The 26345-nt window shown below is 70.2% G+C and carries 21 protein-coding genes; 9 read left to right on the forward strand and 12 right to left on the reverse strand.

The window, feature by feature from the left end:
- Nucleotides 1–96: 96 nt before the first annotated feature.
- A complete protein-coding gene (locus ACFVXC_RS32755; RefSeq protein WP_389912733.1) occupies nucleotides 97–1290 on the reverse strand; it encodes an RtcB family protein in 1194 nt (397 codons plus the stop codon).
- Nucleotides 1291–1472: 182 nt separating this feature from the next.
- Here ACFVXC_RS32755 and ACFVXC_RS32760 point away from each other — a divergent pair, with 182 nt between their 5' ends.
- From ACFVXC_RS32760 to ACFVXC_RS32770, 3 genes are all read left to right on the forward strand, one after another.
- The gene (locus tag ACFVXC_RS32760) at nucleotides 1473–2333 is read left to right on the forward strand and encodes a DUF3558 domain-containing protein (RefSeq protein ID WP_389912736.1); all 861 of its coding nucleotides are present in this window, start codon (nucleotides 1473–1475) and stop codon (nucleotides 2331–2333) included.
- A gap of 116 nt (nucleotides 2334–2449) precedes the next feature.
- Nucleotides 2450–3322, forward strand: a complete 873-nt coding sequence (locus ACFVXC_RS32765; protein WP_389912739.1) for a DUF3558 domain-containing protein — start codon at nucleotides 2450–2452, stop codon at nucleotides 3320–3322.
- Between the two features lie 174 nt (nucleotides 3323–3496).
- Complete coding sequence (locus ACFVXC_RS32770) at nucleotides 3497–5017, forward strand: DUF2637 domain-containing protein (protein WP_389912742.1); 1521 nt, start codon at nucleotides 3497–3499, stop codon at nucleotides 5015–5017.
- A gap of 147 nt (nucleotides 5018–5164) precedes the next feature.
- On the opposite strand, the gene lysS is transcribed toward ACFVXC_RS32770, so the two are convergent.
- Nucleotides 5165–6910, reverse strand: coding sequence for a lysine--tRNA ligase (gene lysS, locus ACFVXC_RS32775; RefSeq protein ID WP_389912744.1), 1746 nt, complete (start codon nucleotides 6908–6910; stop codon nucleotides 5165–5167).
- Between the two features lie 146 nt (nucleotides 6911–7056).
- On the opposite strand from lysS, the gene argS reads away from it, so the two are divergent.
- Nucleotides 7057–8835 (forward strand): arginine--tRNA ligase, encoded by a 1779-nt coding sequence (gene argS, locus ACFVXC_RS32780; protein WP_389912746.1) that lies wholly within the window; start codon nucleotides 7057–7059, stop codon nucleotides 8833–8835.
- Between the two features lie 63 nt (nucleotides 8836–8898).
- Here the strand turns inward: argS and ACFVXC_RS32785 are convergent, their stop codons facing one another.
- Both ACFVXC_RS32785 and ACFVXC_RS32790 read right to left on the reverse strand, forming a co-directional pair.
- Nucleotides 8899–10149 carry a PLP-dependent aminotransferase family protein gene (locus tag ACFVXC_RS32785; RefSeq protein WP_389912748.1) on the reverse strand — a complete coding sequence of 417 codons (1251 nt, stop codon included), beginning with the start codon at nucleotides 10147–10149 and terminating at the stop codon, nucleotides 8899–8901.
- Between the two features lie 195 nt (nucleotides 10150–10344).
- Nucleotides 10345–11805, reverse strand: coding sequence for a helix-turn-helix domain-containing protein (locus tag ACFVXC_RS32790; RefSeq protein WP_389912750.1), 1461 nt, complete (start codon nucleotides 11803–11805; stop codon nucleotides 10345–10347).
- Between the two features lie 193 nt (nucleotides 11806–11998).
- Between ACFVXC_RS32790 and ACFVXC_RS32795 the strand changes: the two genes are divergently transcribed.
- A complete protein-coding gene (locus ACFVXC_RS32795; protein WP_389912753.1) occupies nucleotides 11999–12529 on the forward strand; it encodes a DUF4232 domain-containing protein in 531 nt (176 codons plus the stop codon).
- Nucleotides 12530–12661: 132 nt separating this feature from the next.
- Here ACFVXC_RS32795 and ACFVXC_RS32800 read toward each other — a convergent pair whose 3' ends face one another.
- Entirely contained in the window at nucleotides 12662–13339 is a 678-nt protein-coding gene (locus tag ACFVXC_RS32800; RefSeq protein ID WP_389912756.1) for a DUF4232 domain-containing protein, read from the reverse strand.
- Between the two features lie 325 nt (nucleotides 13340–13664).
- Between ACFVXC_RS32800 and ACFVXC_RS32805 the strand changes: the two genes are divergently transcribed.
- Nucleotides 13665–14576, forward strand: a complete 912-nt coding sequence (locus ACFVXC_RS32805) for an NAD(P)-dependent oxidoreductase (protein ID WP_389912759.1) — start codon at nucleotides 13665–13667, stop codon at nucleotides 14574–14576.
- Between the two features lie 54 nt (nucleotides 14577–14630).
- Here the strand turns inward: ACFVXC_RS32805 and ACFVXC_RS32810 are convergent, their stop codons facing one another.
- The 7 genes from ACFVXC_RS32810 to ACFVXC_RS32840 form a co-directional block, all read right to left on the reverse strand.
- Nucleotides 14631–15608 (reverse strand): zinc-binding dehydrogenase, encoded by a 978-nt coding sequence (locus tag ACFVXC_RS32810; protein WP_389912761.1) that lies wholly within the window; start codon nucleotides 15606–15608, stop codon nucleotides 14631–14633.
- Between the two features lie 161 nt (nucleotides 15609–15769).
- Nucleotides 15770–16759: a porphobilinogen synthase gene (gene hemB / locus ACFVXC_RS32815; RefSeq protein ID WP_389912839.1), complete on the reverse strand. Its 990-nt coding sequence runs from the start codon at nucleotides 16757–16759 to the stop codon at nucleotides 15770–15772.
- Nucleotides 16760–16848: 89 nt separating this feature from the next.
- A complete protein-coding gene (locus ACFVXC_RS32820; RefSeq protein WP_389912763.1) occupies nucleotides 16849–18507 on the reverse strand; it encodes a uroporphyrinogen-III synthase in 1659 nt (552 codons plus the stop codon).
- Entirely contained in the window at nucleotides 18504–19463 is a 960-nt protein-coding gene (gene hemC / locus ACFVXC_RS32825; protein ID WP_389912766.1) for a hydroxymethylbilane synthase, read from the reverse strand. Before hemC ends, ACFVXC_RS32820 begins: the two co-directional genes overlap by 4 nt.
- Nucleotides 19460–21208 carry a glutamyl-tRNA reductase gene (locus ACFVXC_RS32830; protein ID WP_389912769.1) on the reverse strand — a complete coding sequence of 583 codons (1749 nt, stop codon included), beginning with the start codon at nucleotides 21206–21208 and terminating at the stop codon, nucleotides 19460–19462. Before ACFVXC_RS32830 ends, hemC begins: the two co-directional genes overlap by 4 nt.
- A complete protein-coding gene (locus tag ACFVXC_RS32835; RefSeq protein ID WP_389912772.1) occupies nucleotides 21205–21960 on the reverse strand; it encodes a redox-sensing transcriptional repressor Rex in 756 nt (251 codons plus the stop codon). The genes ACFVXC_RS32830 and ACFVXC_RS32835 overlap by 4 nt, the downstream gene beginning before the upstream one ends.
- Before the next feature lie 371 nt (nucleotides 21961–22331).
- Nucleotides 22332–22610, reverse strand: coding sequence for a glutaredoxin family protein (locus tag ACFVXC_RS32840; RefSeq protein WP_389912774.1), 279 nt, complete (start codon nucleotides 22608–22610; stop codon nucleotides 22332–22334).
- Between the two features lie 137 nt (nucleotides 22611–22747).
- Here ACFVXC_RS32840 and ACFVXC_RS32845 point away from each other — a divergent pair, with 137 nt between their 5' ends.
- The 3 genes from ACFVXC_RS32845 (at nucleotide 22748) to ACFVXC_RS32855 (ending at nucleotide 26297) form a co-directional block, all read left to right on the forward strand.
- Nucleotides 22748–23698: an HAD family hydrolase gene (locus ACFVXC_RS32845; protein WP_389912777.1), complete on the forward strand. Its 951-nt coding sequence runs from the start codon at nucleotides 22748–22750 to the stop codon at nucleotides 23696–23698.
- 302 nt (nucleotides 23699–24000) lie between these two features.
- Complete coding sequence (locus ACFVXC_RS32850; RefSeq protein ID WP_389912780.1) at nucleotides 24001–24792, forward strand: ECF subfamily RNA polymerase sigma factor, BldN family; 792 nt, start codon at nucleotides 24001–24003, stop codon at nucleotides 24790–24792.
- A gap of 266 nt (nucleotides 24793–25058) precedes the next feature.
- Complete coding sequence (locus ACFVXC_RS32855) at nucleotides 25059–26297, forward strand: DUF5667 domain-containing protein (RefSeq protein WP_389912783.1); 1239 nt, start codon at nucleotides 25059–25061, stop codon at nucleotides 26295–26297.
- The last annotated feature ends 48 nt before the right edge of the window (nucleotides 26298–26345 follow it).

Consider the following 26345-nt stretch of genomic DNA (forward strand, 5'->3'; position numbering starts at 1 on the left):
TTCCCGGTTCGGTGCGGAACAGCGGGTTCAGCCCTCGCGGAACAGCAGGTCCAGCCCTCGCGGAACAGCGGGTCCAGCCCTCGCGGAACAGCGGGTTCAGCCCTTGACGCAGACGACCTGCTTCAGCTTCGCGACGACCTCGACAAGGTCACGCTGATGCTCCATGACCTGCTCGATCGGCTTGTACGCTCCGGGGATCTCGTCCACGACGCCGGAGTCCTTACGGCACTCGACGCCCTGCGTCTGCTCCTCCAGGTCCCGCACCGAGAAGCGCTTCTTCGCCGCGTTACGGCTCATCCGCCGACCCGCGCCGTGCGAGGCCGAGTTGAAGGCCTTCTCGTTGCCGAGGCCCTTCACGATGTACGAGCCCGCGCCCATGGATCCCGGGATGATCCCGTAGTCACCGCTGCCGGCACGGATCGCGCCCTTTCTGGTGACCAGCAGGTCCATGCCCTCGTACCGCTCCTCGCTCACGTAGTTGTGATGGCAGCTGATCTCCGCTTCGAACAACGGCTTCGCCTTCTTGAACTCCTTGCGGACCACGTCCTTCAGGAGCGCCATCATGATCGAGCGGTTGTACTTGGCGTACTCCTGGGCCCAGAAGAGGTCGTTCCGGTATGCCGCCATCTGTGGGGTGTCCGAGACGAACACCGCAAGATCACGGTCCACCAGGTCCTGATTGAACGGGAGTTTCCGCGCGACGCCGATGTGATGGTCCGCGAGCTCCTTGCCGATGTTCCTGGACCCGGAATGCAGCATGAGCCATACCGAATCGGACGCATCCACGCAGACCTCTATGAAGTGGTTGCCCGATCCGAGCGTACCCATCTGCTTCGCCGCCCGCTCATGACGGAACTTGACCGCGTCGGCGATCCCGTCGAAGCGCGACCAGAAGTCACCCCACGCGGACGTCCCGAACCCGTGCAGCCGCCCCGGATCGACGGCATCGTCATGCATCCCCCGCCCCACCGGAATGGCCTGCTCGATCTTCGAGCGAAGCCGCGACAGATCCCCCGGCAGGTCGTTCGCCGTCAGGGACGTCTTCACCGCCGACATGCCGCAGCCGATGTCGACCCCCACCGCCGCGGGGCACACCGCACCCTTCATGGCGATCACCGAACCGACCGTCGCGCCCTTGCCGTAGTGGACGTCCGGCATGACGGCCAGACCCTTGATCCAGGGCAGGGTCGCCACGTTCTGGAGCTGCTGGAGTGCCACGTCCTCGACCGAGGCCGGGTCCGTCCACATGCGGATCGGTACCTTTGCCCCTGGGACCTCCACGTACGACATAACGCCCTCATTCCCCCGTAGTTGAACAGAAGTTCTCAAAGTCTCTTAGCGCAAATACCGGATCCAAGATCCACGAAAGGGACGACGGACCGGCGTCCACGGCATTGCGTGCGATACACATTGTGTCCACCGGTCGCCCACCAGCGGCAACCGAATATCCCCGGCCAGAAGGAGCCCACACGGTGCAGCGGAAGGCCTACGTACCGGGCGTCGCAGTCCTCCTCACGGCGCTGCTCGCCGGCTGCACGGGCGGGGGTGCGCTCGGCGGCGAGCCGGACGACTCGAAGCCCGGCGACACCGGCGGCACGACCGCGGCAGCCGAGCCCGGCAAGTACCGCACGCTCCGCGAGCCCTGCAGCCAGGTCGACTCCGACTCGCTCGACTCGATGCTGCCCGGCATCAAGGAGATGCGGGACGCGAGTCAGCAGGAGAAGGCGTACGAGGGCGTGCCGACCGTCACGTACGACACCGACCGGCGCGTGGGCTGCCGCTGGAAGGTGGAGTCCTCGGACGCCACCCACCATCTGCTCGTCGACTTCGAGCGCGTCGTCTCGTACGACACCTCCGTGAGCGACGACACCCGCGCGACGGAGGTCTACTCCTCGAAGGCGCAGAAGGCCGATCTGTCCGAGCCTTCCGGCACCGCGACCTCCGAAGAGGGGAACGCCACGGAGACCGCGCCAGGCACGGATGAGTCCGGCAAGGGGGACGAAAAGGGCACCGGCAAGGGGAAGGGCAAGGGTGACGCGGGCGACAGTGACGCCCCCAGCGGCTCCCCGCAGACCACCGTCACGCCCCCCGGCCTCGAGCCCCGCACCCTCGACGACCTGGGCGACGAGGCCTTCCTCGACGACGCGCTGACCACGTCCGCGTCCGCGACCCGGCACCGCACGGTGACTGTGGTGTTCCGCACGTCGAACGTCATCGTGACCGTCGAGTACGACGAGCAGCCGGGGCGTCGCACAGACATCCCCGGCAGCAAGGAAATGCAGGACAAGGCGCAGGAACTGGCCGGAAAGCTGGCCGACAAGTTCAGCGATTAGGGATGGTTTCGGCGGGTGCCCGACCCTCCGGAAGCGGAGCCGTCCGCGTCGGGCACGGCGTACCGTGGCCCATCGAACCGACGACAGCCGTCTTGAGCGACTTGAGTGAAGGAACCATGCACCGACCAGCACAGCGACTCACCCGCATACTCACCTGCGCAGCCGCCGTACCGGTGATCCTCATTGCCTCCGGCTGCTCCTCCGACTCCGACTCGGGCTCGGACGGGGCCAAGAAGGACTCGGGCACGAAGGCTTCCGCCTCGGCCTCGGGCAAGGGCAAGGACAAGGCCGCGAGCGTGGAGAAGGCGGCGTTCAGCAAGCTGCCCGAGCCCTGCGACGTCCTGTCGAAGAAGTCGCTCGGCGACCTCGTCCCGAAGGCCAAGGACAAGTCGGGCAAGGCGGGCACGTCCGACGACACGTCCGCGCGCGGCACCTGCTCCTGGGACAGCCTGGAGAACAACGGCGTCGACGGCTCGCAGTTCCGCTGGCTGCGCGTCTCGCTGATGCGCTTCGACTCGGACGCGTCCCTCGGCAGCGGCGCCAAGCGCGCGCAGAACAGCTTCGCCAAGCAGGTCGCGGACGCGCAGGCGACGGACGGCGCGAAGAGCGTCAAGACGGAGCCGGTGCCGGGGATGGGCGACCAGACGACGGTCGTGCACTACGACCTGAAGAAGGACAAGGAGAACTTCAAGCAGCAGACGGTCGTGACGCGCGTGGAGAACGCCGTCGTCACGATCGACTACAACGGCGCGGGCCTCGCGGGCGACAAGGCGCCGAGCTCGAAGGACCTGTCCAAGTCCGCCGAGAAGGCCGCGAAGGAGGCCTCGGAAGCGGTCGTCTCCGCGAACAAGGCGGGCGGCACCTCCTCCTCCCCCTCGAAGGGCTCGGACGACCCGAAGAAGTCGGACGCCCCCAAGAAGCCGGACGACTCGAAGAAGTCGGACGACTCCAAGTCGGACTCCAAGTCCAGCGACAAGCCCAAGAGCTGACGCCGGGCGGATAGACCGCGGTACGCACCCACGCGTGCAACTCGCCGCGCAGTCAAGGCAGTTGTGGAGCCCGGCCCCTCTGGTGGCCGGGCTCCAGCCGTACCGGCACACCGTGTTCCGCATGCGTGTGCCAGGCTGTCGCTCGCAACAGACCGAACAGGGAGGGGTTCGCGGGTGGCCGCGATGCAGCTGACACGCACGCACCGAATACTCATCGGGGTGGTCGTCGCCGGTGCGGTCGTCATCGCCGGCATCGGTTTCGCGGGGTCGTACGCGGCCGTGCGCGAGCTCGCCGAGCAGAAGGGCTTCGGCGGCTTCTCGGCGGTCTTCCCGATCGGCATCGACGCGGGTATCTGCGTCCTGCTCGCCCTCGACCTGCTGTTGACGTGGATCCGCATCCCGTTCCCGCTGCTCCGCCAGACGGCGTGGCTGCTTACGGCGGCGACCATCGCCTTCAACGGCGCCGCGGCCTGGCCCGACCCGCTGGGCGTGGGCATGCACGCCGTCATCCCGATCCTGTTCGTGGTCGCCGTCGAGGCCGCGCGGCACGCGGTGGGCCGGATCGCGGACATCACGGCCGACAAGCACATGGAAGGCGTACGCCTCACCCGCTGGCTCCTGTCCCCCGTGCCCACGTTCAAGCTGTGGCGGCGGATGAAGCTGTGGGAGCTGCGTTCGTACGAGCAGGTCATCAAGCTGGAGCAGGACCGCCTCATCTACCAGGCCCGCCTCCAGGCCCGCTTCGGCCGCTCCTGGCGCCGCAAGGCCCCGGTCGAGTCGCTGATGCCGCTGCGCCTGGCGCGCTTCGGTGTGCCGCTCGCGGAGACCGCGCCCGCGGGGCTCGCGGCGGCGGGGATCGAGCCCGCGCTGCTTCCGCCCGCGCCGGTGCCGGTAGCGGCGCCCACGGAGTCGCAGCAGCCGGAGCTGGCGGCGGCGCCTGTGCGGGCGTCTGTGCCGCCGCAGGCCGGGCAGGAGCAGGCGCAGGGCCAAGCGCAGGAGCAGGCGCAGGGCCAAGCGCAGGAGCAGGCGCAGGAGCAGGCGCCCCAGTCGGAGCAGCAGCAGCCCGAGCCCGGCCCCGAGGGGGCGCACGTGAGCCCGTGGTTCGCGGCTCAGCAGCCTTCATACGTTCCTGAGGAGCCGCACGACCAGTGGTACGCGGACCAGCAGGCGTACGCGGATCAGCAGGCCTATGCCGACCAGCAGGCCTATCTGGAGCAGCAGCAGGCGTACTTCGACGAGCACGGGAACCCCGCGGCTGCTCCCCCCGAGTCCGATTTCCAGGTCCCGGCGGGGCCCGGCCGCACTCGCCCGCTCGGCGGTCAGCACCTGATTCCCGGCCCGCGTGAGGAGCAGGCTCCCGAGGACGCGGTGCGGAACGAGGCGCGGGACGCGGTGCGGGACGCGGTGCGGGACGAGGCGCGGGGGAACGCGCCGGAGGAGCTGGGGCCGCTGCCCGACGCGTCCGGTCTTCCGGACGACGTCTCGCGCGAGGACGCGTACTTCGCCGCGTTCCGCAAGTACGTGAGCGAGCTCGGGGACTATCCCAACGCCCGCCAGTTCGGCCTGTACTTGATGGACCTGTACGGCGTCACCGGCCAGGCGGGCGGCCCTCCCGCGGAGAGCACGCTGCGCCCGTACCTGCGTGACTTCCGGGGGCGTTACCAGGAGGACCTGGACTCGGAGTACAGCGCCTAGCGGATGCGGACCCGCCCACCCACCCGATTACCCGGGGTGCTCGGGCGGGTGGGCGGGGAAAACTCCGCCGCGAAGCGGCGGTCCAGTCCGCGGCACGCAAAAGGGGCGCCGCCCAGAAAATGGACGGCGCCCCCAGCCGCGTAACCGCTACGCGCCAAGCAGCTTGCGTACCCGCTCCGCGCCCACGGCGAGCAACAGCGTGGGCAGGCGCGGGCCCGTCTCCCGGGTCACGAGGAGGCGGTACAGGAGGGCGAAGAACGAACGCTGGGCGACCTTGATCTCCGGGGGGAGTTCCTTCGCCGTCGCGTCCGGGGAGAACCCGGCCTGCACCTTCGGCACGCCGTACACCAGGTGCGTAAGACCGTCGAGGGACCAGTGCGAGTCCAGGCCCTCCAGGAGCAGCCGCAGCGACTCACGGCCCTCGTCGTCCAGCGAGGACAGCAGCTCCGCGTCCGGCTCGGCCCGCACGATCGTGCGCGCGTCGGCCGGGACCTGGGTGGTGATCCAGTTCTCGGCCCGGTCGAGACGGGGCCGCGCCTCGTCCAGGGACGAGATCGGGTCGGAGGGGTCCAGGTCGCGCAGGATGCGCAGCGTCTGGTCCTGCGCGCCCGCCGTGATGTCCGCGACGGACGCGAGCGTCCGGTACGGCAGCGGACGCGGCGTCTTGGGCAGCTCACCGGCGGCGGTCCGCACCGCACGCGAGTGCGCGGCGGCGTCGGCGGGCAGCACGGAGCCGTCGGCGACCTTCGCGTCCAGCTTGTCCCACTCGTCGTAGAGCCGCTGGATCTCCTGGTCGAAGGCGATCTTGAAGGACTGGTTCGGCTTGCGGCGGGCGTAGAGCCAGCGGAGCAGCGGCGCCTCCATGATCTTCAGCGCGTCGGCCGGGGTCGGCACGCCGCCCTTGGAGGACGACATCTTCGCCATCCCGGAGATGCCGACGAACGCGTACATCGGACCGATCGGCTGCACGCCGTCGAAGATCTCGCGGACGATCTGCCCGCCGACCACGAAGGACGACCCGGGAGACGAGTGGTCCACGCCGCTCGGCTCGAAGATGACGCCCTCGAACGCCCAGCGCATGGGCCAGTCGACCTTCCAGACCAGCTTGCCGCGGTTGAACTCGTTGAGGTGGACCGTCTCGGTGTGACCGCAGTCCGCGCACACGTACGAAAGCTCGGTGCTCTCGTCGTCGTACGACGTGACGGTGGTCAGGTCCTTCTCGCACGCGCCGCAGTACGGCTTGTACGGGAAGTACCCGCTGCCGCCACCGCTGCCGTCGTCCTCGCTCGCGGCGCCCGACCCCTCGGCGGCCTCCAGCTCGGCCTCGTCGACGGGCTTCTGCGACTGCTTCTTGCCGGGCGTCTTCTTGGTCCGGTACTGGTCGAGGATCGCGTCGATGTCACCGCGGTGCTTCATCGCGTGCAGGACCTGCTCGCGGTAGACACCGGAGTTGTACTGCGCGGTCTGGCTGATCCCGTCGTACTCCACGCCGAGCTCGTCGAGCGCCTCGGTCATGGCCGCCTTGAAGTGCTCGGCCCAGTTCGCGTACGCGGAACCGGCCGGGGCGGGCACGGAGGTCAGGGGCTTGCCGATGTGCTCGGCCCAGGACTCGTCGACGCCGGGGACGCCGGCCGGGACCTTGCGGTACCGGTCGTAGTCGTCCCAGGAGATCAGGTGCCTGACCTCGTGCCCGCGCCGCCGGATCTCGTCCGCGACCAGGTGCGGGGTCATGACCTCGCGGAGATTGCCCAGGTGGATCGGGCCCGAGGGGGAGAGCCCGGAGGCGACGACGACCGGTTTGCCCGGGGCACGACGCTCCGACTCGGAGATGACCTCGTCCGCATAACGGGAGACCCAGTCGGTGGTATCGGTGCTCTGAGCCACGATCGGCACGCCTCTCTTCTTCTGATCTTCTTCTACGTGAGTACCGCTTGACGGACCCATTCTCCCAGCTCCACCCGCAACCGCGAAAACCGCTTTTCCTTGCGTGGGATACTTACCGGGTCTATCTGCACCTCGAGGAGAACGGCATCCACTCCATGGCCTCGGTCACGTCCCTCACCGCCTCCGTCCACCAGCGCCTCGCGGACGCCCTCTCGGCTGCCCTGCCGGAGGCCGGTTCCGCCGACCCGCTGCTGCGACGAAGCGACCGGGCCGACTACCAGGCCAACGGGATCCTGGCCCTCGCCAAGAAGGCGAAGGCGAACCCGCGCGAGCTCGCGACGAAGGTCGTGGACGCTCTCCCCGCCGACGACGGCATGATCAAGGACGTCGAGGTCTCGGGCCCCGGCTTCCTGAACGTCACGGTCACCGACAAGGCGATCACCGAGAACCTCGCCGCGCGCGCCGCCGACGGCGAGCGGCTCGGCGTGCCGTTCGCGGAGAAGGCCGGCACGACGGTCATCGACTGGGCCCAGCCGAACGTGGCCAAGGAGATGCACGTCGGCCACCTCCGGAACTCGGTGATCGGCAATTCCGTCGTCAAGATCCTTGAGTTCACGGGCGAGAAGGTGGTCAGCCGCCACCACATCGGCGACTGGGGCACCCAGTTCGGCATGCTCGTGCAGTACCTGATCGAGCACCCGGACGCGCTGGGCCACGAGACCGCGGACGGCTCCGACGACACCGCGGTGGGCGAAGAGGCGATGTCCGGCCTCAACCGCGTCTACAAGGCGTCCAAGGTGCTCTTCGACTCCGACGAGGACTTCAAGACGCGGGCCCGGCGCCGGGTGGTGGACCTCCAGGCGGGCGACCCCGAGACGCTCGCGATCTGGCAGCGGTTCGTGGACGAGTCGAAGGTCTACTTCTACTCCGTCTTCAACAAGCTGGACGTGCAGATCCGCGACGAGGACATCGTCGGCGAGTCCGGCTACAACGACATGCTGGCGGAGACCTGCCGCATCCTTGAGGAGTCCGGTGTCGCCGTCCGGTCGAACGGCGCGCTGTGCGTGTTCTTCGACGACGTGAAGGGCCCGGACGGCACCCCGTCCCCGCTGATCGTCCAGAAGTCCGACGGCGGCTTCGGGTACGCGGCGACGGACCTCTCCGCGATCCGCGACCGCGTCTTCAACATCAAGGCGGACACGCTTCTCTACGTCGTCGACGCGCGGCAGTCCCTGCACTTCAAGATGGTCTTCGAGACGGCTCGCAGGGCGGGCTGGCTGACGGACGGCGTCAAGGCGGTGCAGCTCGGCTTCGGCACGGTGCTCGGCAAGGACGGCAAGCCGTTCAAGACGCGTGAGGGCGAGACCGTCCGCCTGATCGACCTTCTCGACGAGGCGATCGAGCGGGCGTCGGCCATCGTCCGCGAGAAGGCCCAGGACCTCTCCGAGGAGGAGATCGCCGAGCGCGGCGCCCAGGTGGGCATCGGCGCGGTGAAGTACGCGGACCTGTCGACGTCGGCGGTGCGCGACTACAAGTTCGACCTGGACCAGATGGTGTCGATGAACGGCGACACGTCGGTGTACCTCCAGTACGCGTACGCCCGTATCCAGTCGATCCTGCGCAAGGCGGGCGACGTACGGCCGCAGGCGCACCCGGAGCTCGAACTGTCCGCCGCCGAGCGGGCCCTGGGCCTGCACGTCGACCAGTTCGCGGAGACGGTCGCCGAGGTCGCCGGGGAGTACGCGCCGCACAAGCTGGCCGCGTACCTCTACCAACTGGCCTCGTTCTACACGACGTTCTACGACAAGTGCCCGGTCCTGAAGGCGGACACCCCGGCCCAGGTCGAGAACCGTCTGTTCCTCTGCGACATCACGGCCCGCACGCTGCACCAGGGCATGGCCCTCCTTGGCATCAGGACCCCTGAGCGCCTCTGAGCCCCGTCAGGGGCTTCAGGGGCGCGGGGAACCGCGCGACCAGCCACATACGGCCCGCAGACCTCAACCCACCAGCGCACCCCGAAGCCTCCGCAGGCCCTCGGCGATCTCGTCGGGGGCCTGCGTCACGAAACACATCCGCAGGGTCGCGGGGTCAGGCTCCGCCGCGTAGAACGGCGCCCCGGGCACGTACGCCACGTCATGCTTGACGACGCCCGGAAGCAGCGCGGCGCTGTCGTACCCCTCAGGCAGCGTCGCCCAGACGAACATGCCCCCCTCGGGCCGAATCCAGCTGGACCCCTCAGGCAACGCATCCGCGAGGCCCAGCAGCATCGCGTCACGCCGCTCGCGATACGCCCCCGCGACGCGGGCCACGTGCGCGTCCAGGTCGTTGTCCGCCAAGTACCGCGCGGCGGCGAGCTGATTGACGGTGGGCGTGTGCAGGTCCGCGGCCTGCTTGGCCACCGCACACGCCCGCAGCAGCGCCGCGGGCCCCCGCAGCCAGCCGAGCCGCAGACCCGGCGCCATCACCTTCGAGAAGCTGCCGAGCAGGGCGGTGCGGTCCTCTGCCCCCGGGTACTCAGCGATCCACGGCACCCGCTCGCCCTCGAACCGCAGCTCCCCGTACGGGTCGTCCTCGATGATCCACAGCCCGCGCCGCGCGGCCACGGCGGCGATCTCCGCGCGCCGCCCCGCGGGCAGTGTGCGGCCGGTCGGGTTCTGGAAGGTGGGGACGGTGTAGAGCAGCTTCGGCCGGTACGCGGCGACGAGTTCGTCCAGCGCGGCGGGGTCGATGCCCGCCGCGTCGCACGGCACGGGCACCACACGGGCGCCCGCGAAGGCGAAGGCCTGAAGTGCCGCCAGGTAGCAGGGGCTCTCGACGAGAACGGCGTCGCCGGGCTCGACGAGCGCCGTCGCGAGCAGCGAGAGCGCCTGCTGCGAGCCGGTGGTGACGAGCACGTCGTCCGCGTCGGTGGGCAGCCCGCGTGCCGCTGTCCGGGCGGCGACGGCGGCACGGAGGGCGGGCTCGCCCTCCGTCGTGGAGTACTGCAGCGCCGTGCCGGGCGTCGACGTCAGGACCGCCTGGAACGCGGCGGCGACGCCCGCCGCGTCGAACAGCTCGGGCGCCGGAAGCCCGCCCGCGAAGTTGATGACCTCGGGGCGCGCGGTGACCGCGAGGATTTCCCGTACGGGCGAGCCCCCGACGGCGGCGGCGCGGGCCGCGAACGCGGGTACCGGGGCCGGTGCTTGGGCCTGAGCCTGGGCCTGCTCTTCTTCCCCGGCTGCGGGGACGGGGGCGTCGGTGACGGTCATCTGCGGCTCCTTTGCTTCCCGGCAGCGTAAGGAACCGTATGCCGCCTACAAGCACCATTCCGGGATACGGACGTGACCGGACGCCCCGCCCTTACTCCCCGCCCCTGAGCCCTGCTTCTCAGCCCTGCCCCTGAGCCCTGCCTCTTAGGTCTGCCCCTGAGCCCTGCCTCTCAGGTCTGCCCCTGAGCCCGGCCTCTACGCAGGCGGGTCAGGCACGTTGTCGTCGTCGCGATTCGTCTTCGTCCACTTCTTGCTGTTGAGCGAGTACGCGTAGACGGAACGGCCCTTGTCGCCGCTCGTGGCGAACGGCTTGCCCGTGTCGTCGATGCGCACCGTGCCGTGCCGGGAGCCGCTCGACCACTCCAGCTCCAAGTACCAGCGCACGTAGCGCGTGTTGGCGGTCGCGTTGATGTAGAACGCCTCGGGGTCGCTCGCGCTCACCGTGTAGGGGAAGTTGTCGCCCCCGTCCTGGGGACTCGGGCGGGGCACCGACGCGTCCAGGTTGACGTCGAAGGAGTGCTGGGGCACTCTGCCGCCGCAGCCGACACCGAGGTACCCCATCTTGTAGTTGTTCCACGCGAGCGGCGCGCTGCTTCCCGCGACGCGGACGTGCAGGGACTCCAGGACGACGGTGTCCTTGCCCGTGCCCTGAACGGTCAGCTTCACGGTCTGGTCCCGTGCGGAGACCGCGCCGTTCGCGGATGCCCAGCCGGAAGCGTCCTGCTCGTTGGGGGGCGGGGAGAGCTCGCCGGGGGTCTTGTCGACGAGGTAGGGGTGGCCGCAGGGGTCCTGCCAGAAGTGGCCCTGGGTGGAGACGGTCACCGGGACACCGCCCTCGTCGGCCCCGCCCTTGCCGCCGTCCCCGGCGGCGGGGGCCCCGGTCCTGCCGGCGGAGCCCTTGCCCTGCTCGCCCTCAGGCTTGTCGGAGCCCGTCGCCTCCTTGCCCGGCTCGCCCTTCCCGGACTCCTTCCCGGACTTCTTCCCGGACTTCTTCCCGGAGGGCGAGGCGGACTCGGCGCCGTCCGGGCCCTGCTTCCCTCCGTCGAAAGCACTCGGAGAGTCGGTGGCCACGCGGTCGCGGTCTCCTCCGTCGGCAGCCTGTACGGCGACGGCGGTGACTCCGAGCGCGAGTACGACTCCGGCGGCGACGAGCACCCGCGCCCTGGGCAGCCGTCTCCCCTCGCGCCGCCCCGCCGCGGGTACCCCGCCGATCACGATGCCGGGCGTCGCGGCGTCGGCGGCATCGGCGGCGTCGGCGGCGTCGGCGGCATCGGCAGCCGGACCGTCGGAGGCCAGGGCGCCGGAGGTCCGGGCATCGGCGGCCGGAGCCGGGACACCGGAGCCGGGGGCAACCACGTCGTCGGGTGCCGCCGCCGCAGGTGAGGACGCGCCCTCCTTGCGCTCGCCTCTCGACGCGTCGGCCAGGATCCACCGCCGGTGGACCTCGACCATCTCCTCCCGCGAGGCCTTGCACACCCGGGCGAACCGCTCCAGCGGAGCGAACTCCGTCGGTACGGCCGACCCGCTCACATACCGGTGCAGAGTCGACGTCGACACATGCAACCGCTTGGCCAGCGCCCCGTAACTGAGCCCCGACCTCTCCTTCAGCTCGCGCAGCAACTCCGCGAGATCGCCCGCCCCCACGCTCTCTCCCATCCCGTCCATCCGTTCCGAGGAACGGAGTCTTCGCAGACCACGGCCGTAGGAACGTCCCAACGTCCCCCACTGCCGTGCCGCACTGGCCGCCGGGACAGAACCCCGCACAAGCTCTGGGTCATCCAAGCACGCCGCATCCGGGAGCATTTGGGCGCGACTCACGTCTCCCGCGTCACACCGAAAGAGACAAGCCATGCGACTCACCACCAAGGCCACCGCCACCGCCGCGGCCCTCACCGCCGCCCTCTCGCTCGCCGCGCTCGGCGGCACCGCGTCGGCCGCGACGCCCGCAGCCGGGTCGGCGCCGGTCACCTGCACCGCCGCCACCACCACGGTGACCGTCGAGCAGGTGAGCAGCCCCATCAACCACCTGCTCCTGAAGGCCGAGAACACGGGCACGAAGACGTGTTACGCGTACGGCGCCCCGTACCTCCGCTTCGACGACGCGCAGTCCGCCACGGCGTGGCTGGGTGACAGCGTGCCGCAGGCGGTCGTCACGCTGAAGCCGGGCCAGAGCGCGTACGCGGGCATCGCCACGTCGTCGCCGGAGGGCTCGGACGGCCACCAGGCAGACAAGCTGGGCGTGCTCTTCTCCAACCGCGGAATGAACGGCGGCGCGGGCGGCACGGCGGCGGCCAAGCTGCCCGCGGGCGGCGTGTACGTGGACGACTCGGCGTTCGTCACGTACTGGCAGACGTCGGCGTCGGACGCGCTGATGTGGTGAGCAGAGCCGGCTGACCACGAGGCCGGGGAGGCCGGGGCTCCGGGAATCACCCCGGGAACGACGAACGCCCCCGGCCTCGTGCGGGGGCACAACGAGGCCGGGAGCAGCTGGAAGGAGTCGGATCGGGGCGGGTCAGCGCTCCCCGCCCTGACCGGCGCTTCCGATCGGGCCGACCTTGACCGGGGAGCCCGCGCCGTCGGTGACGGGCAGGGTCTTGGCACCCGGCCATTCGAGGGTGACGGACTTCGTGTCGTCCGGCGGGGTCACCACCAGGCCCGTGACGCCGACGCCGGAGCCGCCCGAGTCGTTCATCGGGTAGTTGACGCCGAAGGACACCGACTCGCCGTCCTTGAGGGTGCCCGGGGTGGACTGCTCACCGGTGCGCTTCGCGGACAGATCGCCCTCGCTGGTCTTCAGGTCGACGCCCGCGTACCCCGAGATCGCGCACTCCTCGCCGCTGCCGTTCGTCAGCGTCACCGCGACGGTGCCGTCGGTGTCGCCGTCGATGGTGCTGTCCTGGGCCGTGATGTCCAGATCGTCGGCACGGCACTTGGCGAGCTCGCCGCTCTCGTCGGAGCCGGCCCCTGCGGAGTCCCCCGAGCCGGAGCCGGAGCCGGAGTCCTTGTCGCCGCCCTGCTCCGAACCGCCGCCCGGCTCCGAACCGCCGCCCGACGACGAATCGGACGCGGCCGAGGACGAGGAGTCCCTCACCCCGGTGCCGTCGTCTCCGTTGCACGCGGTGAGCGTGAGCGCGCCGACGAGGGAGATGCCGACGAGGATCGAACGGGTCGTGGTGCGTGTGAACTTCATGAGAGAGGAGCCCCCGAGGATCAGGAAAGAGCGTGGTTCGAACGGCGTGCCGCTGCGGCACGGCCAAGAGCGAAACAGCCCCGGTCCGACCAGTACAAGGAACCTCGGCCGATCTGGAACGCTGGAACACTTCCACTCCTCTGACCTGCGCGGATACCACTTCCCTGGAACACCTGCCTGGAACACCGGAACCCCCGCCTCCGCCGCGCCCCTCACCAACCTCGCGGTAAGTACGCACAAAAAAGTGGGTACTTGCCCGCTTCTCCGTGCACGGCAAGGATCGAAGGCGTCCCCACCACACGCCTCCGATCGGAGTCCCACAGCCATGCCCGCACAGCCCGGACAGCCCACACAGCCCGCACAGGCCACGAAGTCCCCCGTAAGCGTCCTCGGTCTCGGCCTCATGGGCAGCGCGCTCGCCGCCGCGCTCATCGAGGCGGGCCACCCCACCACCGTGTGGAACCGCACGGTCGCCAGGACCGGCCCCCTGGCCGCCCAGGGCGCGACCCCGGCGGACACCGCGAGAGACGCCGTCACCGCGAGCCCGCTCACCATCGTCTGCCTCACCACCAACGAAGGCGTGCGCGCCCTCCTGGAGCCGGAAGCCGACGCTCTCGCGGGCCGCACGCTCGTCAACCTCACGAACGGGTCGCCCTCCCAGGCCAGGGACCTCGCCGACTGGGCGGCGGCCCACGGCATCACGTACATCGACGGCGGCATCATGGCCGTACCCCAGATGATCGCGACGCCCGGCGCGTACATCCTCTACAGCGGCACCGACGAAGCCGCCTTCACGGCACACCGCCCCACACTGCGGGCACTGGCGGACACCAAATGGGTCGGCGAGGACCCCGGCCTCGCCGCGCTGTACGACCTGTCCCTGCTGACCGGGATGTACGGGATGGTGATGGGCGTCGCGCAGGCGTACGCGCTGATCGGCACCGAGGGCATCCCCGCCCGTGAGTTCGCACCGCTCCTGAGCGACTTCGTCGTCGCCATGACGCGGAGCCTCGTGCCCGGCACCGCCGAGGCGCTCGACACCGGGCAGCACCTCACGAACGTGTCGAGCCTCGCCGTCAATCAGGCCGCGCTGCCCAATTTCCTGAGCGCCTACGCCGAACAGGGCATCAGCGGCGCCTTGTTCGAGCCCCTCCAGGTGCTCCTGGACCGCGGGATCGCCGAGGGGTACGCGGCCGACGGCCTCTCGCGCCTCCCGGAGCTGCTCAAGAAGAACTGAAGAACCGAAGAGCTGCGGGGCCGAGGGACCAGAAGGACCGAGGGACCAGAAGAGCTAAGGCACGAGCACGACCTTCCCCGTGGTCTCGCGCCGCTCCATCGCCGCGTGGGCCCGAGCCGCCTGAGCCAGCGGGAACGTCCGCACCTCGGGGACCAACTCCCCCTTCGCCGCGGCCTCCAGGGCCCGCCGCTCGTGCCCGGGACCGTCCTCGGGCCGCTCGATCAGCTGGAGCAGGGCGTTGGTGACGGTGATTCCCCGCTCCTCCACCACACCCGCGTCCGGCTCGAACGCCTCCTGCGAGGACCAGCCGATGACCACGTAACGCCCGCCCTCACCGATGAGTCCGAACGCGGCGGCGGACTTCTCCCCGCCCACCCCGTCGAGTACGACGCTCACCTGGCGCCCGCCGAGCCGTTCGCGCACGACGTCCGCCCAACCGGGCTCGTTGTAGTCGACGGCGAGGTCGGCGTCGAGATGCCAGACGGCCTCGACCTTGTCGGCCCCACCGGCGGCTCCGACCACGACCGCCCCGAGCGCGACGGCGTACTGCACCACGAGCCGCCCGACGCCACCGGCGGCGGACGTCACCAACACCACATCGTCGGAGGTGAGTCGAGCCGCGTCCAGGAGCCCCATGGCCGTCGCCCCGGTCATCACCATGGTCACGGCGGCCTCGAATCCGAGGCCGTCCGGCACCTCGTGCAGCCGCGCGACCTCGGCCACCGCGAGCTCGGCGTACCCGCCGGGCGCACTGTGCGGTGTCACTACGGCCCGCCCCAGCCAAGCGGAGTCCACGCCGGGGCCCACCGCGTCGATGACCCCTGCGACCTCCCCGCCGAAGACGGAGGGCAGCTCGGGCAGCGGCGGCGCCATGTCGCTCGCCGCGCCCCGCCGCATGACGGTCTCGACGAAGTGAACTCCCGCCGCCCGCACGGCGATACGCACCTGGCCCGGACCCGCGACGGGGTCGGGCCAGGTCTCGTACGTCAGGTTCTCGGCGGGCCCGAACTCGTGCAGGACGACAGCGTGCATGGCGTGCTCCTCAGAACGTCGGAACGTGAGGACGTAGGAACGTCCATGCACACCACCCTGCAACCTCAATCAAACTTGAGGTCAACCCGGAAACCGAACCGGACTCCGGCCCCCGGGGCCCAGCGCCCCGGGCCCAGTGCCCCGGCCCCCGGCGCAGATCCTCAGAGCTGCCGCGCCACCTCGGTGGCCCAGTACGTGAGGATCATGTTCGCGCCCGCACGCTTGATGCCGGTGAGCGACTCCATGATCGCCTGGTCCCGGTCGATCCAGCCGCGCTCGGCGGCGGCCTCGATCATCGAGTACTCACCGGAGATCTGGTACGCGGCCACCGGCACGTCGACGGCGTCGGCGACCCGCGCGAGGATGTCCAGGTAGGGCCCCGCGGGCTTCACCATCACCATGTCGGCGCCCTCTTCGAGGTCGAGCGCCAGCTCCCGCAGGGACTCCCGGGTGTTGGCCGGGTCCTGCTGGTAGGTCTTGCGGTCTCCCTTCAGGGAGGAACCGACGGCCTCACGGAAGGGGCCGAAGAAGGCGGACGAGTACTTCACCGTGTAGGCGAGCACGGAGACGTCCTCGTGCCCGGCCTGGTCCAACGCGTCCCGGATGACGCCGACCTGACCGTCCATCATGCCGCTCGGCCCCACCACATGGGCGCCCGCGTCGGCCTGGACCTGCGCCATCTCGGCGTACCGCTCCAGGGTGGCGTCGTTGTCGACGCGCCCCTGGGAGTCGAGGACGCCGCAGTGGCCGTGGTCGGTGAACTCGTCCAGACACAGGTCGGACATGACGATGAGGCCGTCGCCCACCTCTGCGCGCACGTCGCGCAGGGCGAGCTGGAGAATCCCGTCCGGATCGGTGCCGACGGTCCCGGCTGCGTCCTTCTTCTCCTCCTCCGGCACTCCGAAGAGCATGATCCCGGAGACCCCGGCCTCCATCGCCTCGACGGCGGCCTTCTTCAGGCTGTCGCGGGTGTGCTGGACGACGCCGGGCATGGCGCCGATCTCCACGGGCGCGCTGATTCCCTCACGCACGAACGCGGGCAGGATCAGGTCGGCAGGGTGCAGCCGCGTCTGGGCGACCATGCGCCGCATGGCGGGCGTGGTACGCAGCCGACGGGGCCGAGACCCGGGGAACGATCCGTACTTGGTCACTGTCTCTCTCACCTCACGAAAGATTCCGGCCCCGGCTGAAGGATCTCAGCCGGGGCCGGGGAACAACTAGCTCAACGATGCCGGACCCTTCAGGGTGCCGTACGCCTGCGCCGCGACCCGGGCCGCCGCTCGCTCGGCCTGGTGACGGGGTCCCCCGCCTCCAGGGCGGAGAGTCTGCGCCGCGTACCGAACTCGGCCAACGCCTCGGCCAGCTTGTGGACGGAAGGCTCCGGAGCCATCACGTCCACCCGGAGCCCGTGCTCCTCCGCCGTCTTGGCGGTGGCGGGACCGATGCACGCGATGACGGTCACGTTGTGCGGCTTGCCCGCGATGCCGACGAGGTTGCGCACGGTCGACGACGACGTGAAGAGCACGGCGTCGAAACCGCCGCCCTTGATCGCCTCACGCGTGTCCGCCGGGGGCGGCGACGCGCGCACCGTCCGGTAGGCGGTCACGTCGTCGACCTCCCACCCGAGATCGATGAGCCCGGCGACCAACGTCTCCGTGGCGATGTCGGCCCTCGGCAGGAAGACCCGGTCGATCGGGTCGAAGACGGGGTCGTACGGCGGCCAGTCCTCCAGGAGACCCGCGGCCGACTGCTCACCGCTGGGCACCAGGTCGGGCTTCACGCCGAAGGCGATCAGCGCCGCGGCCGTCTGCTCGCCCACCGCCGCGACCTTGATCCCGGCGAAGGCACGCGCGTCGAGCCCGTACTCCTCGAACTTCTCGCGTACGGCCTTGACGGCGTTCACGCTGGTGAAGGCGATCCACTCGTAGCGACCCGTGACGAGTCCCTTGACCGCGCGCTCCATCTGCTGGGGCGTGCGGGGCGGCTCCACGGCGATGGTCGGCACCTCGTGAGGCACCGCGCCGTAGGAGCTCAGCTGGTCGGAGAGCGAGGCCGCCTGCTCCTTCGTACGCGGAACGAGCACCCGCCAGCCGAAGAGCGGCTTCGACTCGAACCACGAGAGCTGGTCGCGCTGGGCTGCGGCGGACCGCTCGCCGACGACGGCTATGACGGGCTGGCCCCCGTCGGGCGACGGGAGGACCTTCGCCTGCTTGAGGACCTGCGCGATGGTGCCCAGGGTCGCCGTCCACGTGCGCTGACGTGTCGTCGTACCGGCGGCGGTCACCGTCATCGGAGTGTCCGGCTTGCGCCCGCAGGACACCAGTTCACCGGCTGCCGCGGCCACCGAGTCCAGGGCGGTCGACACGACCAGGGTCCCGTCGGACGCCCCCACCTCGCTCCAGCAGCGGTCGGACGCGGTGCGCGCGTCGATGAAACGCACGTCCGTGCCCTGGGCGTCGCGCAGCGGAACACCCGCGTAGGCGGGTACACCGACCGCCGCCGCGATGCCGGGCACGACTTCGAAGGAAATGCCGTCCGCGGCGCAGGCGAGCATCTCCTCGGCGGCGTAGGTGTCGAGGCCCACGTCGCCGCTGACGGCTCGTACGACCCGCTTGCCGCCCCTCGCCGCCTCCATGACAAGATTGGTGGCAGCTCGCAACGACGACGCTTCGGCGATCGCTGACGCGTCGTCAACTGTCCCTGGCCGAGGTGTGTCCACACCTCCCCTGGCATGCGCGCGTACGACGTCGAGCACATCAGGCTCGGCGATCAACACGTCCGCTCGGGCCAGCGCCTCTACGGCGCGCAGCGTTAGTAGTCCCGGATCTCCGGGTCCGGCACCCAGGAAGGTGACGTGCCCGTGTGCGGGAAGGCCGGGAAGGTTCGAGGTGGGGCTCAAAGTGCTCGCTCCCCCATCAGACCGGCCGCGCCCTTGGCAAGCATCTCGGCAGCGAGTTCACGGCCGAGCGCCAAGGCTTGGTCATGCGTCTCGGGCACGGGACCGGTGGTGGACAGCTGCACCAGCGTCGAGCCGTCGGTTGCCCCGACGACGCCGCGCAGGCGCATTTCCTTGACAATCTGCCCGTCGGCCAACAGGTCGGCCAGCGCTCCCACAGGTGCGCTGCAGCCGGCCTCCAGGGCGGCGAGCAGGGATCGCTCGGCGGTCACGGCGGCCCGGGTGTACGGGTCGTCGAGCTCGGCGAGCGCGGCGGTCAGTGACGCGTTGGACGCGGCACATTCGATCGCCAGTGCCCCCTGGCCGGGGGCGGGCAGAACTGTGTCGACCGACAGGAAGTCGGTCACCTCGTCGATCCTGCCGACGCGGTGAAGTCCGGCGGCGGCGAGCACGACGGCGTCGAGCTCGCCCTTGCGCACGAATCCGATGCGGGTGTCGATGTTCCCGCGGATCGGCACGGTCTCTATGGCGAGCCCGTGGTTGCGGGCGTAGGCGTTGAGCTGCGCCATGCGGCGGGGCGAACCCGTGCCGATGCGCGCGCCGCCCGGCAGCTCCGGGAACGTCATCCCGTCGCGCGCGATGAGTACGTCGCGGGGGTCCTCGCGCAGCGGCACCGCGGCCAGGGCCAGGTCGTCCGGCTGCGCGGTCGGCAGGTCCTTCAGCGAGTGCACGGCGAAGTCGACCTCACCGCCGAGCAGCGCGTCGCGCAGGGCGGTCACGAAGACGCCGGTGCCGCCGATCTGTGCCAGCTGCTCACGGGACGTATCGCCGTACGTCGTGATCTCCACGAGCTCTACGGGGCGGCCGGTCACGCGGCTCACTGTGTCGGCCACCTGCCCGGACTGGGCCATGGCCAGCTTGCTGCGCCGTGTCCCGAGCCTGAGTGCCCTCTCGGTCATGCCCGGCCTCGTTTCGGGTCTGTTTGCTGTGCGTTCTGCGGTGCGTTCTGATCGGTGGAGTCGGAGTCATTGAGCTTGTCGGCCCTGCTGACGGCGGCGACCGTCTGCGGGTCGAGGTCGAAGAGGGTGCGCAGCGCGTCCGCGTACCCGGCGCCGCCGGGCTCGCCCGCCAGCTGCTTCACCCGCACGGTGGGTGCGTGAAGCAGCTTGTCGACGACGCGGCGGACGGTCTGGGTGATCTCCGCGCGTTCCTTCTCTGCGAGTCCGGGGAGCCGTCCGTCGAGCCGCGCGATCTCGTTCGCGACGACGTCGGCGGCCATGGTGCGCAGGGCGACCACGGTCGGCGTGATGTGCGCGGCCCGCTGCGCGGCGCCGAAGGCGGCGACCTCGTCGGAGACGAGTCCGCGGACCTTCTCCACGTCGTCGGCCATCGGGGCGTCGGCGGAGGCGTCGGCGAGCGACTCGATGTCGACGAGGCGTACGCCGTCGATGCGGTGCGCGGCGCCGTCGATGTCACGGGGCATCGCCAGGTCGAGCAGGGCGAGCAGGACGTGGCCCGTCTCGACGATCGAGGGAGCGCGGCGGCGCTCGGGCATCCGCCCGCCGGCGGCCACGGCCGCGGCGAGCGCGGCGATGGTGTCGGCCTCGCTCTGCGGGTCCTCGCGGCGCGCGGCGGGCGCGTTGTCCACCCAGGCCGCGTGCTGCTCCAGCGTCGCGGCGTCCATCCCGGCGACGGCGTCCTCACCCATGACGGAGAACCCGACCCCGCGGGGTACGGCGGCTCCGTCGCCGGAGAGCCCGAGCGGACACGCCTCGTCGGTGTCGGGCGCGGCGTCGTACCCGGCGGATGCGGACGAAGAACCTGTCGGCGGTACGCGCGGCGCGCCCACCGCGACGGGCACGCCCGCACGGTCCTCGACGGCGGCCGCGACGGCGTCGGCGGTCAGGACCAGACCCGTGGCGCCGGTGCAGGACACGGCGACATCTGCACGTGTCAGTTCGGCCGTCACCTCGTCCATCGGAACGGCGCGCGCGATGGTGCCCGTGCCTCCTTCGGAGAGGATCTCCGCGAGGCGGTGCGCCCGGTCGAGCGTGCGGTTGGCGACGACGACCTCGTGGACCCCGGCCCGCGCGAGCGTGGCCGCGGCGAGCGAGGACATGGATCCGGCGCCGATGACCAGGGCGCGCTTGCCCTTGGCCCACGTCTCGACGGGTTCGCGCCCGGCGAGCTGTTCGAGCCCGAAGGTCACCAGCGACTGCCCGGCCCGGTCGATGCCGGTCTCCGAGTGCGCGCGCTTGCCGACCCGCAGGGCCTGCTGGAAGAGGTCGTTGAGGAGGCGCCCGGCGGTGTGCAGCTCCTGGGAGCGCGCGAGGGCGTCCTTGATCTGGCCGAGGATCTGGCCCTCGCCGACGACCATCGAGTCCAGGCCGCAGGCCACCGAGAAGAGGTGGTGGACGGCCCGGTCCTCGTAATGGACGTAGAGATAAGGGGTGAGCTCTTCCAGGCCCACACCGCTGTGCTGCGCGAGCAGGGTCGACAGCTCGGCGACGCCCGCGTGGAACTTGTCCACGTCGGCGTACAGCTCGATGCGGTTGCAGGTGGCGAGCACGGCCGCTTCGTCCGCGGGCTCGGCAGCGAGGGCGTCCTGAAGGAGCTTGGCCTGTGCGTCGGCGGCGAGGGCGGCCCGCTCCAGCACGCTCACCGGAGCGCTGCGGTGACTCAGCCCTACGACGAGGAGACTCATGCCGGCATCACGGCGGGGACGTCCCCGTCGGGTCCTTTCCGCTGCTGCTTGGCGGCGACGGGCGCCGCGGCCTCGTCGGCCGCCGCTTCCTCACCGGCCTTGCGCTGCTCGTGGAAGGCGAGGATCTGCAGCTCGATGGAGAGGTCCACCTTGCGTACGTCGACGCCGTCGGGCACGGAGAGAACGGTGGGCGCGAAGTTCAGGATCGAGGTCACACCGGCGGCGACGAGCCGCTCGCAGACCTGCTGGGCGGCGCCCGCCGGGGTCGAGATGACGCCGATGGAGACGCCGTTGTCACTGATGATCTTTTCGAGGTCGTCCGTGTGCTGCACCGGCATCCCCGCGACGGGCGTGCCCGCCATGGCCGGGTCGGCGTCGATCAGCGCGGCGACACGGAAGCCGCGCGAGGCGAACCCGCCGTAATTGGCAAGAGCCGCACCGAGGTTACCGATACCGACGATCACCACGGGCCAGTCCTGGGTCAGGCCGAGCTCGCGCGAGATCTGGTAGACGAGGTACTCGACGTCGTAGCCGACACCGCGCGTCCCGTAGGAACCGAGGTAGGAGAAGTCCTTGCGCAGCTTCGCGGAGTTGACCCCCGCGGCGGCCGCGAGCTCCTCGGAGGAGACCGTGGGCACCGAGCGCTCCGACAGAGCGGTGAGGGCTCGGAGGTACAGCGGAAGCCTGGCGACGGTGGCCTCGGGAATCCCTCGGCTGCGGGTCGCCGGTCGGTGAGTTCGGCCAGTTGCCACGGTGCTCCTGCGGGTAGAGCGGGGCTGCAGGCGGTCACACGTCCCCAGACCGCCCCGTCCCATGCAGGCTATGTCTTTGTGAACGCGTGCACAAAGATGGTGTCCGATTTGCCCGGCCAACGTGACCGGGGTCACGCACCCGCCCGTCACCCGCCGCCACCCTGCTCGACGGGCGTCGCCGCCCGGCCTCTTTTCTCCGGAGCGCACTTCCCGGGAACCGGCACGCAGGTGGCAGCATTGCTCAGTTGAAGGGGGCAAAACCGCACACTCTCCTCACGATCATCGCCCCCGAGACCAAACCGCCCACGATCCTAAGGGACCATTCGGGCCACTTGGACTACTCAGTCAGTCTCGATCAGTCTCGATTCGGACTACGGAGCGAGCTCGCGGCGCAGTCGATCTTCATCGACGCGCCAGAAGGTGTGCTGCTCACCGTCGACCAGAACCACCGGAATCTGTTCCCAGTAGGCGCGGTTGAGCTCCTCGTCCCGCGTGATGTCCTTCTTCTCCCAGGGCACTCCGAGGTCGCCGCAGACCTTCTCGATCACCAGCTGTGCGTCATCGCACAGATGGCAGCCGGGCTTACCGATCAAGGTGACCGTCCGGTCCTGGGGCTTCTTCTTCTCCGTACGGCGAAAAATCGGGCTCATGACTCCATTCTCGCCCTCTCGACGCGCCGCGCGGGCCGCCCGGGTACCCGCCTGTTTAACGGTGCGGTCGCGGAGAGTTCACAGCGTCGAATCCTGCCGACTCCGGATCGACCGAACGAACTAGCTATGCTCACGACATGGCCGCTCTCGGATGGCTCACACCCCGTAGGCGCTCCGCCACCGCGCGGAGCGTGCTGGCAGGCGAGGCCTCGGCTGAGGCAGCGCGCAAGTCCTCCCAGGAACTGGAGGCACTGGACGATCTGGCGGCGGAGTCCGCGCCCGAGGAACCGGAGGAGCCCGAGTTCCCGGTCGTCGGCGACGACAAGGCCGCGGCCTTCTTCGACCTCGACAACACCGTGATGCAGGGCGCCGCGATCTTCCACTTCGGCCGCGGCCTCTACAAGCGGAAGTTCTTCGAGCGCCAGGAGCTGGCCCGATTCGCCTGGCAGCAGGCGTGGTTCCGGCTGGCCGGCGTCGAGGACCCCGAGCACATGCAGGACGCCCGCGACAGCGCCCTGTCCATCGTCAAGGGCCACCGCGTCGCCGAGCTGATGTCCATCGGCGAGGAGATCTACGACGAGTACATGGCCGAGCGCATCTGGCCGGGCACACGCGCCCTGGCCCAGGCCCACCTCGACGCGGGCCAGAAGGTCTGGCTGGTCACGGCCGCCCCGGTGGAGACGGCGACGATCATCGCCCGGCGCCTCGGCCTGACCGGCGCGCTCGGCACGGTCGCCGAGTCCGTGGACGGCGTCTATACGGGAAAGCTCGTCGGCGAACCCCTGCACGGCCCGGCGAAGGCCGAGGCGGTCCGCGCGCTCGCCTCGGGCGAGGGCCTGGACCTGGCCCGCTGTGCGGCGTACAGCGATTCGCACAACGACATCCCGATGCTCTCGCTCGTCGGGCATCCCTACGCGATCAATCCTGACGCCAAACTGCGCAAGCACGCACGCGAGCGGGACTGGCGCCTGCGGGACTACCGCACCGGCCGCAAGGCCGCCAAGGTCGGCATCCCGGCCGCCGCGGGTGTGGGCGCGCTGGCGGGCGGTACGGCCGCGGCCATCGCCCTGCACCGCCGCCGCCACTGACACATTCTCTCGGTCCTACCCCGGCCGGGCTCCCGCCAGTCACGTTGGTAGCACCCGACCACAACACGCCTCGCGCATAGCCGGAATGTGAACCATTTCGATCAACAACCGATCACTGTCCGCTACTTGAACGGGCACCGACCGGCTACAGAAGCGACGTAATCGGCGATTTAAGCAACTGGGTGTAGCGCTGCCTGTACGAAGCGTTATTCTCCTCAGACGCATTACGGACCCCACACGTCGCTACGACGGGTGAACGGTTCCGCACTGCACGTGATGGAAGCTCTGCCTCTGGGAGTCCCGTGTACCCACACGTCGGGGTTGACGCCTCGGGCCTGGCTACGCTGCGCGCAACGGTCGCCGACCGCTTGCGCGGCTTCGTCCCCACCGCGTACGCCGGCCCCGCCGTCCCCGCATTTGCCGTCCCCACACCCGCCGGGCCCGTCTATGCCCTGGCGGACAGCGGCGCGGCGGTCAGCAGACGGGCTCGTTCCGCCTCTGCCGCCACCTCAACCCCCACCCACCGCCGTCCCGCCGCGGACAGCGACAGCGCCCGCATGATGGATCTTGTCGAACGCGCCCAAGCGGGCGAGTCCGACGCCTTCGGCCGTCTCTACGACCAGTACAGCGACACGGTCTACCGCTACATCTACTACCGCGTCGGCGGCAAAGCGACCGCCGAAGACCTCACGAGCGAGACCTTTCTGCGCGCCCTGCGCCGCATCAGCACGTTCACCTGGCAGGGCCGCGACTTCGGCGCCTGGCTTGTCACGATCGCCCGCAACCTGGTCGCCGACCACTTCAAGTCGAGCCGTTTCCGCCTCGAAGTGACCACCGGCGAAATGCTCGACGCCAACGAGGTCGAGCGCAGCCCCGAGGACTCCGTCCTGGAGTCCCTCTCGAACGCCGCACTGCTCGACGCCGTGCGGCGCCTCAACCCCCAGCAGCAGGAGTGCGTGACCCTGCGCTTCCTGCAGGGCCTCTCGGTCGCCGAGACCGCTCGGGTGATGGGCAAGAACGAGGGCGCGATCAAGACCCTCCAGTACCGCGCGGTCCGCACACTGGCCCGGCTCCTGCCCGATGACGCGCGCTAGCGCCGCGCACCGCCGATAGCCCGCTGTAGCCGTGCGGAGTCTTCAACTCACCCTCCGTGGCGGCCAGATGGCCGCCACGGAATTAGGGCGGTCCGATCATCCTCCGTCCGTAACCCAAGTGCCGCGACGCTCGTTGTGCGGGATGCAGGCTCCCTGTGGTCGCCCCTGAACACCTCCGCTCACTCGATCGTGTGGAAGTGCTCAGGTCGTGCAACCCTCAGGACCCCCTGGGGAGTCGATCGTCATGACGAGAGGAGGTGCCGCCAGTGATCGCGAACGTATCGGCACACCGGCGGGCGAACGCCTTCGCCCAGGACCTGGAGGAGCGATCCGACCAGGCCCCGGCGGCCGAGCAGTCCGAAGGTTCCGTCACATCCGATTCCGGACCGTCCGAACAGACGGCCCCGGACCGGATGCTGACCCTCGCGACCGAACTCGGCGAGCTGCCGAAGCCGGAGCTGGATCCCGAGGTCAAAGTGGTCCAGCGGGCCCAGCTCGTAGCCGCCATGGAAGCCATGCTCCTCGAGGGCACGGCCGCGGGCGCTGGGACCATCGGCACCTCGGTGCCCGAACAGCGGTCCCGCAAGGGTGCCCATCGGGCCACGGGACTGCGCAAACTGAAGCCACGCTCCAGACTTTCGAAGGGCATCGCCGCGGGCGGGCTCACCGTCGGTGTGGCCGCCGGGGCCTTCAGCGGAGTGGCCGCGGCCAGCTCCGACGCGCTGCCGGGCGATTCGCTGTACGGCCTCAAGCGCGGCATGGAGGACCTCAAACTCGGCATGGCCGACGGCGAGAGCGACAAGGGCGGGATCTATCTCGACCACGCCTCGACCCGCCTGAACGAAGCCCGTCGGCTCATGGAGCGCGGCCGCTCCGGCGACCTCGACCACGAATCCCTCGGCGAGGTAAGGCGTGCCCTCTCGGGCATGCGGCACGACGCCACGGAAGGCCACCGTCTGCTGCACGAGGCGTACGAGCGGGATGGTTCGCTCGGCCCCATGCAGACCCTGTCCGCCTTCTCCGAGTCGCACCGCAGAAGCTGGCGCGACCTGCAGAGCAGGCTGCCCGTCCAGCTCGGCGACGTGGGCGAGCAGGTGAACTCGGTCTTCGACGCGATGGACCAGGAAGTGGACCCCCTGCGCTCCCTCTTCCCCCGCACCCCGCAGAAGGGCGACGCCCCCGGCCGGCCGAGCAGGTCGGACTCCTCCGGCTCCTCGGCCCCGGACAGCCCCTCGGCCCCGGACTCATCGCCGAGGGACGGCACGAGCGCCGACAAGGGCGAGCCCCGCCCGTCGGCGCCGGACAAGGGCGAGAGCGACGGCTTGCTCGGCGGCAACACGGGCGGCCTCCTGGACCCCCCGAAGTCCGACACGACACCGAGCAGCCCGTCGGACGGCGACACATCGGGCAAGGAGACCCCACCGGCCAAGCCGGACGTCACAGTGCCTCCGATCCTTCCCGGCTTGCTGCCGGGCTTGGGAATCGACGAAGAGGACGCGAAGTAGCAGCTGGTGCGCAAAACGCCGGAGGGGCTGATTCTCAGCCCCTCCGGC

Origin of the sequence: Streptomyces sp. NPDC058257, from assembly GCF_042881845.1 — a bacterium.
Taxonomy (GTDB): Bacteria; Actinomycetota; Actinomycetes; order Streptomycetales; family Streptomycetaceae; genus Streptomyces.

Excerpts from the sequence above, each read along its gene's own strand:
- ACFVXC_RS32755 (WP_389912733.1), bottom strand. The coding sequence starts at position 1,290 with ATGTCGTACGTGGAGGTCCCAGGGGCAAAGGTACCGATCCGCATGTGG.
- ACFVXC_RS32765 (WP_389912739.1), top strand. The coding sequence starts at position 2,450 with ATGCACCGACCAGCACAGCGACTCACCCGCATACTCACCTGCGCAGCC.
- argS (WP_389912746.1), top strand. The coding sequence starts at position 7,057 with ATGGCCTCGGTCACGTCCCTCACCGCCTCCGTCCACCAGCGCCTCGCG.
- ACFVXC_RS32785 (WP_389912748.1), bottom strand. The coding sequence starts at position 10,149 with ATGACCGTCACCGACGCCCCCGTCCCCGCAGCCGGGGAAGAAGAGCAG.
- ACFVXC_RS32790 (WP_389912750.1), bottom strand. The coding sequence starts at position 11,805 with ATGGGAGAGAGCGTGGGGGCGGGCGATCTCGCGGAGTTGCTGCGCGAG.
- ACFVXC_RS32795 (WP_389912753.1), top strand. The coding sequence starts at position 11,999 with ATGCGACTCACCACCAAGGCCACCGCCACCGCCGCGGCCCTCACCGCC.
- ACFVXC_RS32800 (WP_389912756.1), bottom strand. The coding sequence starts at position 13,339 with ATGAAGTTCACACGCACCACGACCCGTTCGATCCTCGTCGGCATCTCC.
- ACFVXC_RS32805 (WP_389912759.1), top strand. The coding sequence starts at position 13,665 with ATGCCCGCACAGCCCGGACAGCCCACACAGCCCGCACAGGCCACGAAG.
- ACFVXC_RS32810 (WP_389912761.1), bottom strand. The coding sequence starts at position 15,608 with ATGCACGCTGTCGTCCTGCACGAGTTCGGGCCCGCCGAGAACCTGACG.
- hemC (WP_389912766.1), bottom strand. The coding sequence starts at position 19,463 with ATGACCGAGAGGGCACTCAGGCTCGGGACACGGCGCAGCAAGCTGGCC.
- ACFVXC_RS32830 (WP_389912769.1), bottom strand. The coding sequence starts at position 21,208 with ATGAGTCTCCTCGTCGTAGGGCTGAGTCACCGCAGCGCTCCGGTGAGC.
- ACFVXC_RS32840 (WP_389912774.1), bottom strand. The coding sequence starts at position 22,610 with ATGAGCCCGATTTTTCGCCGTACGGAGAAGAAGAAGCCCCAGGACCGG.
- ACFVXC_RS32845 (WP_389912777.1), top strand. The coding sequence starts at position 22,748 with ATGGCCGCTCTCGGATGGCTCACACCCCGTAGGCGCTCCGCCACCGCG.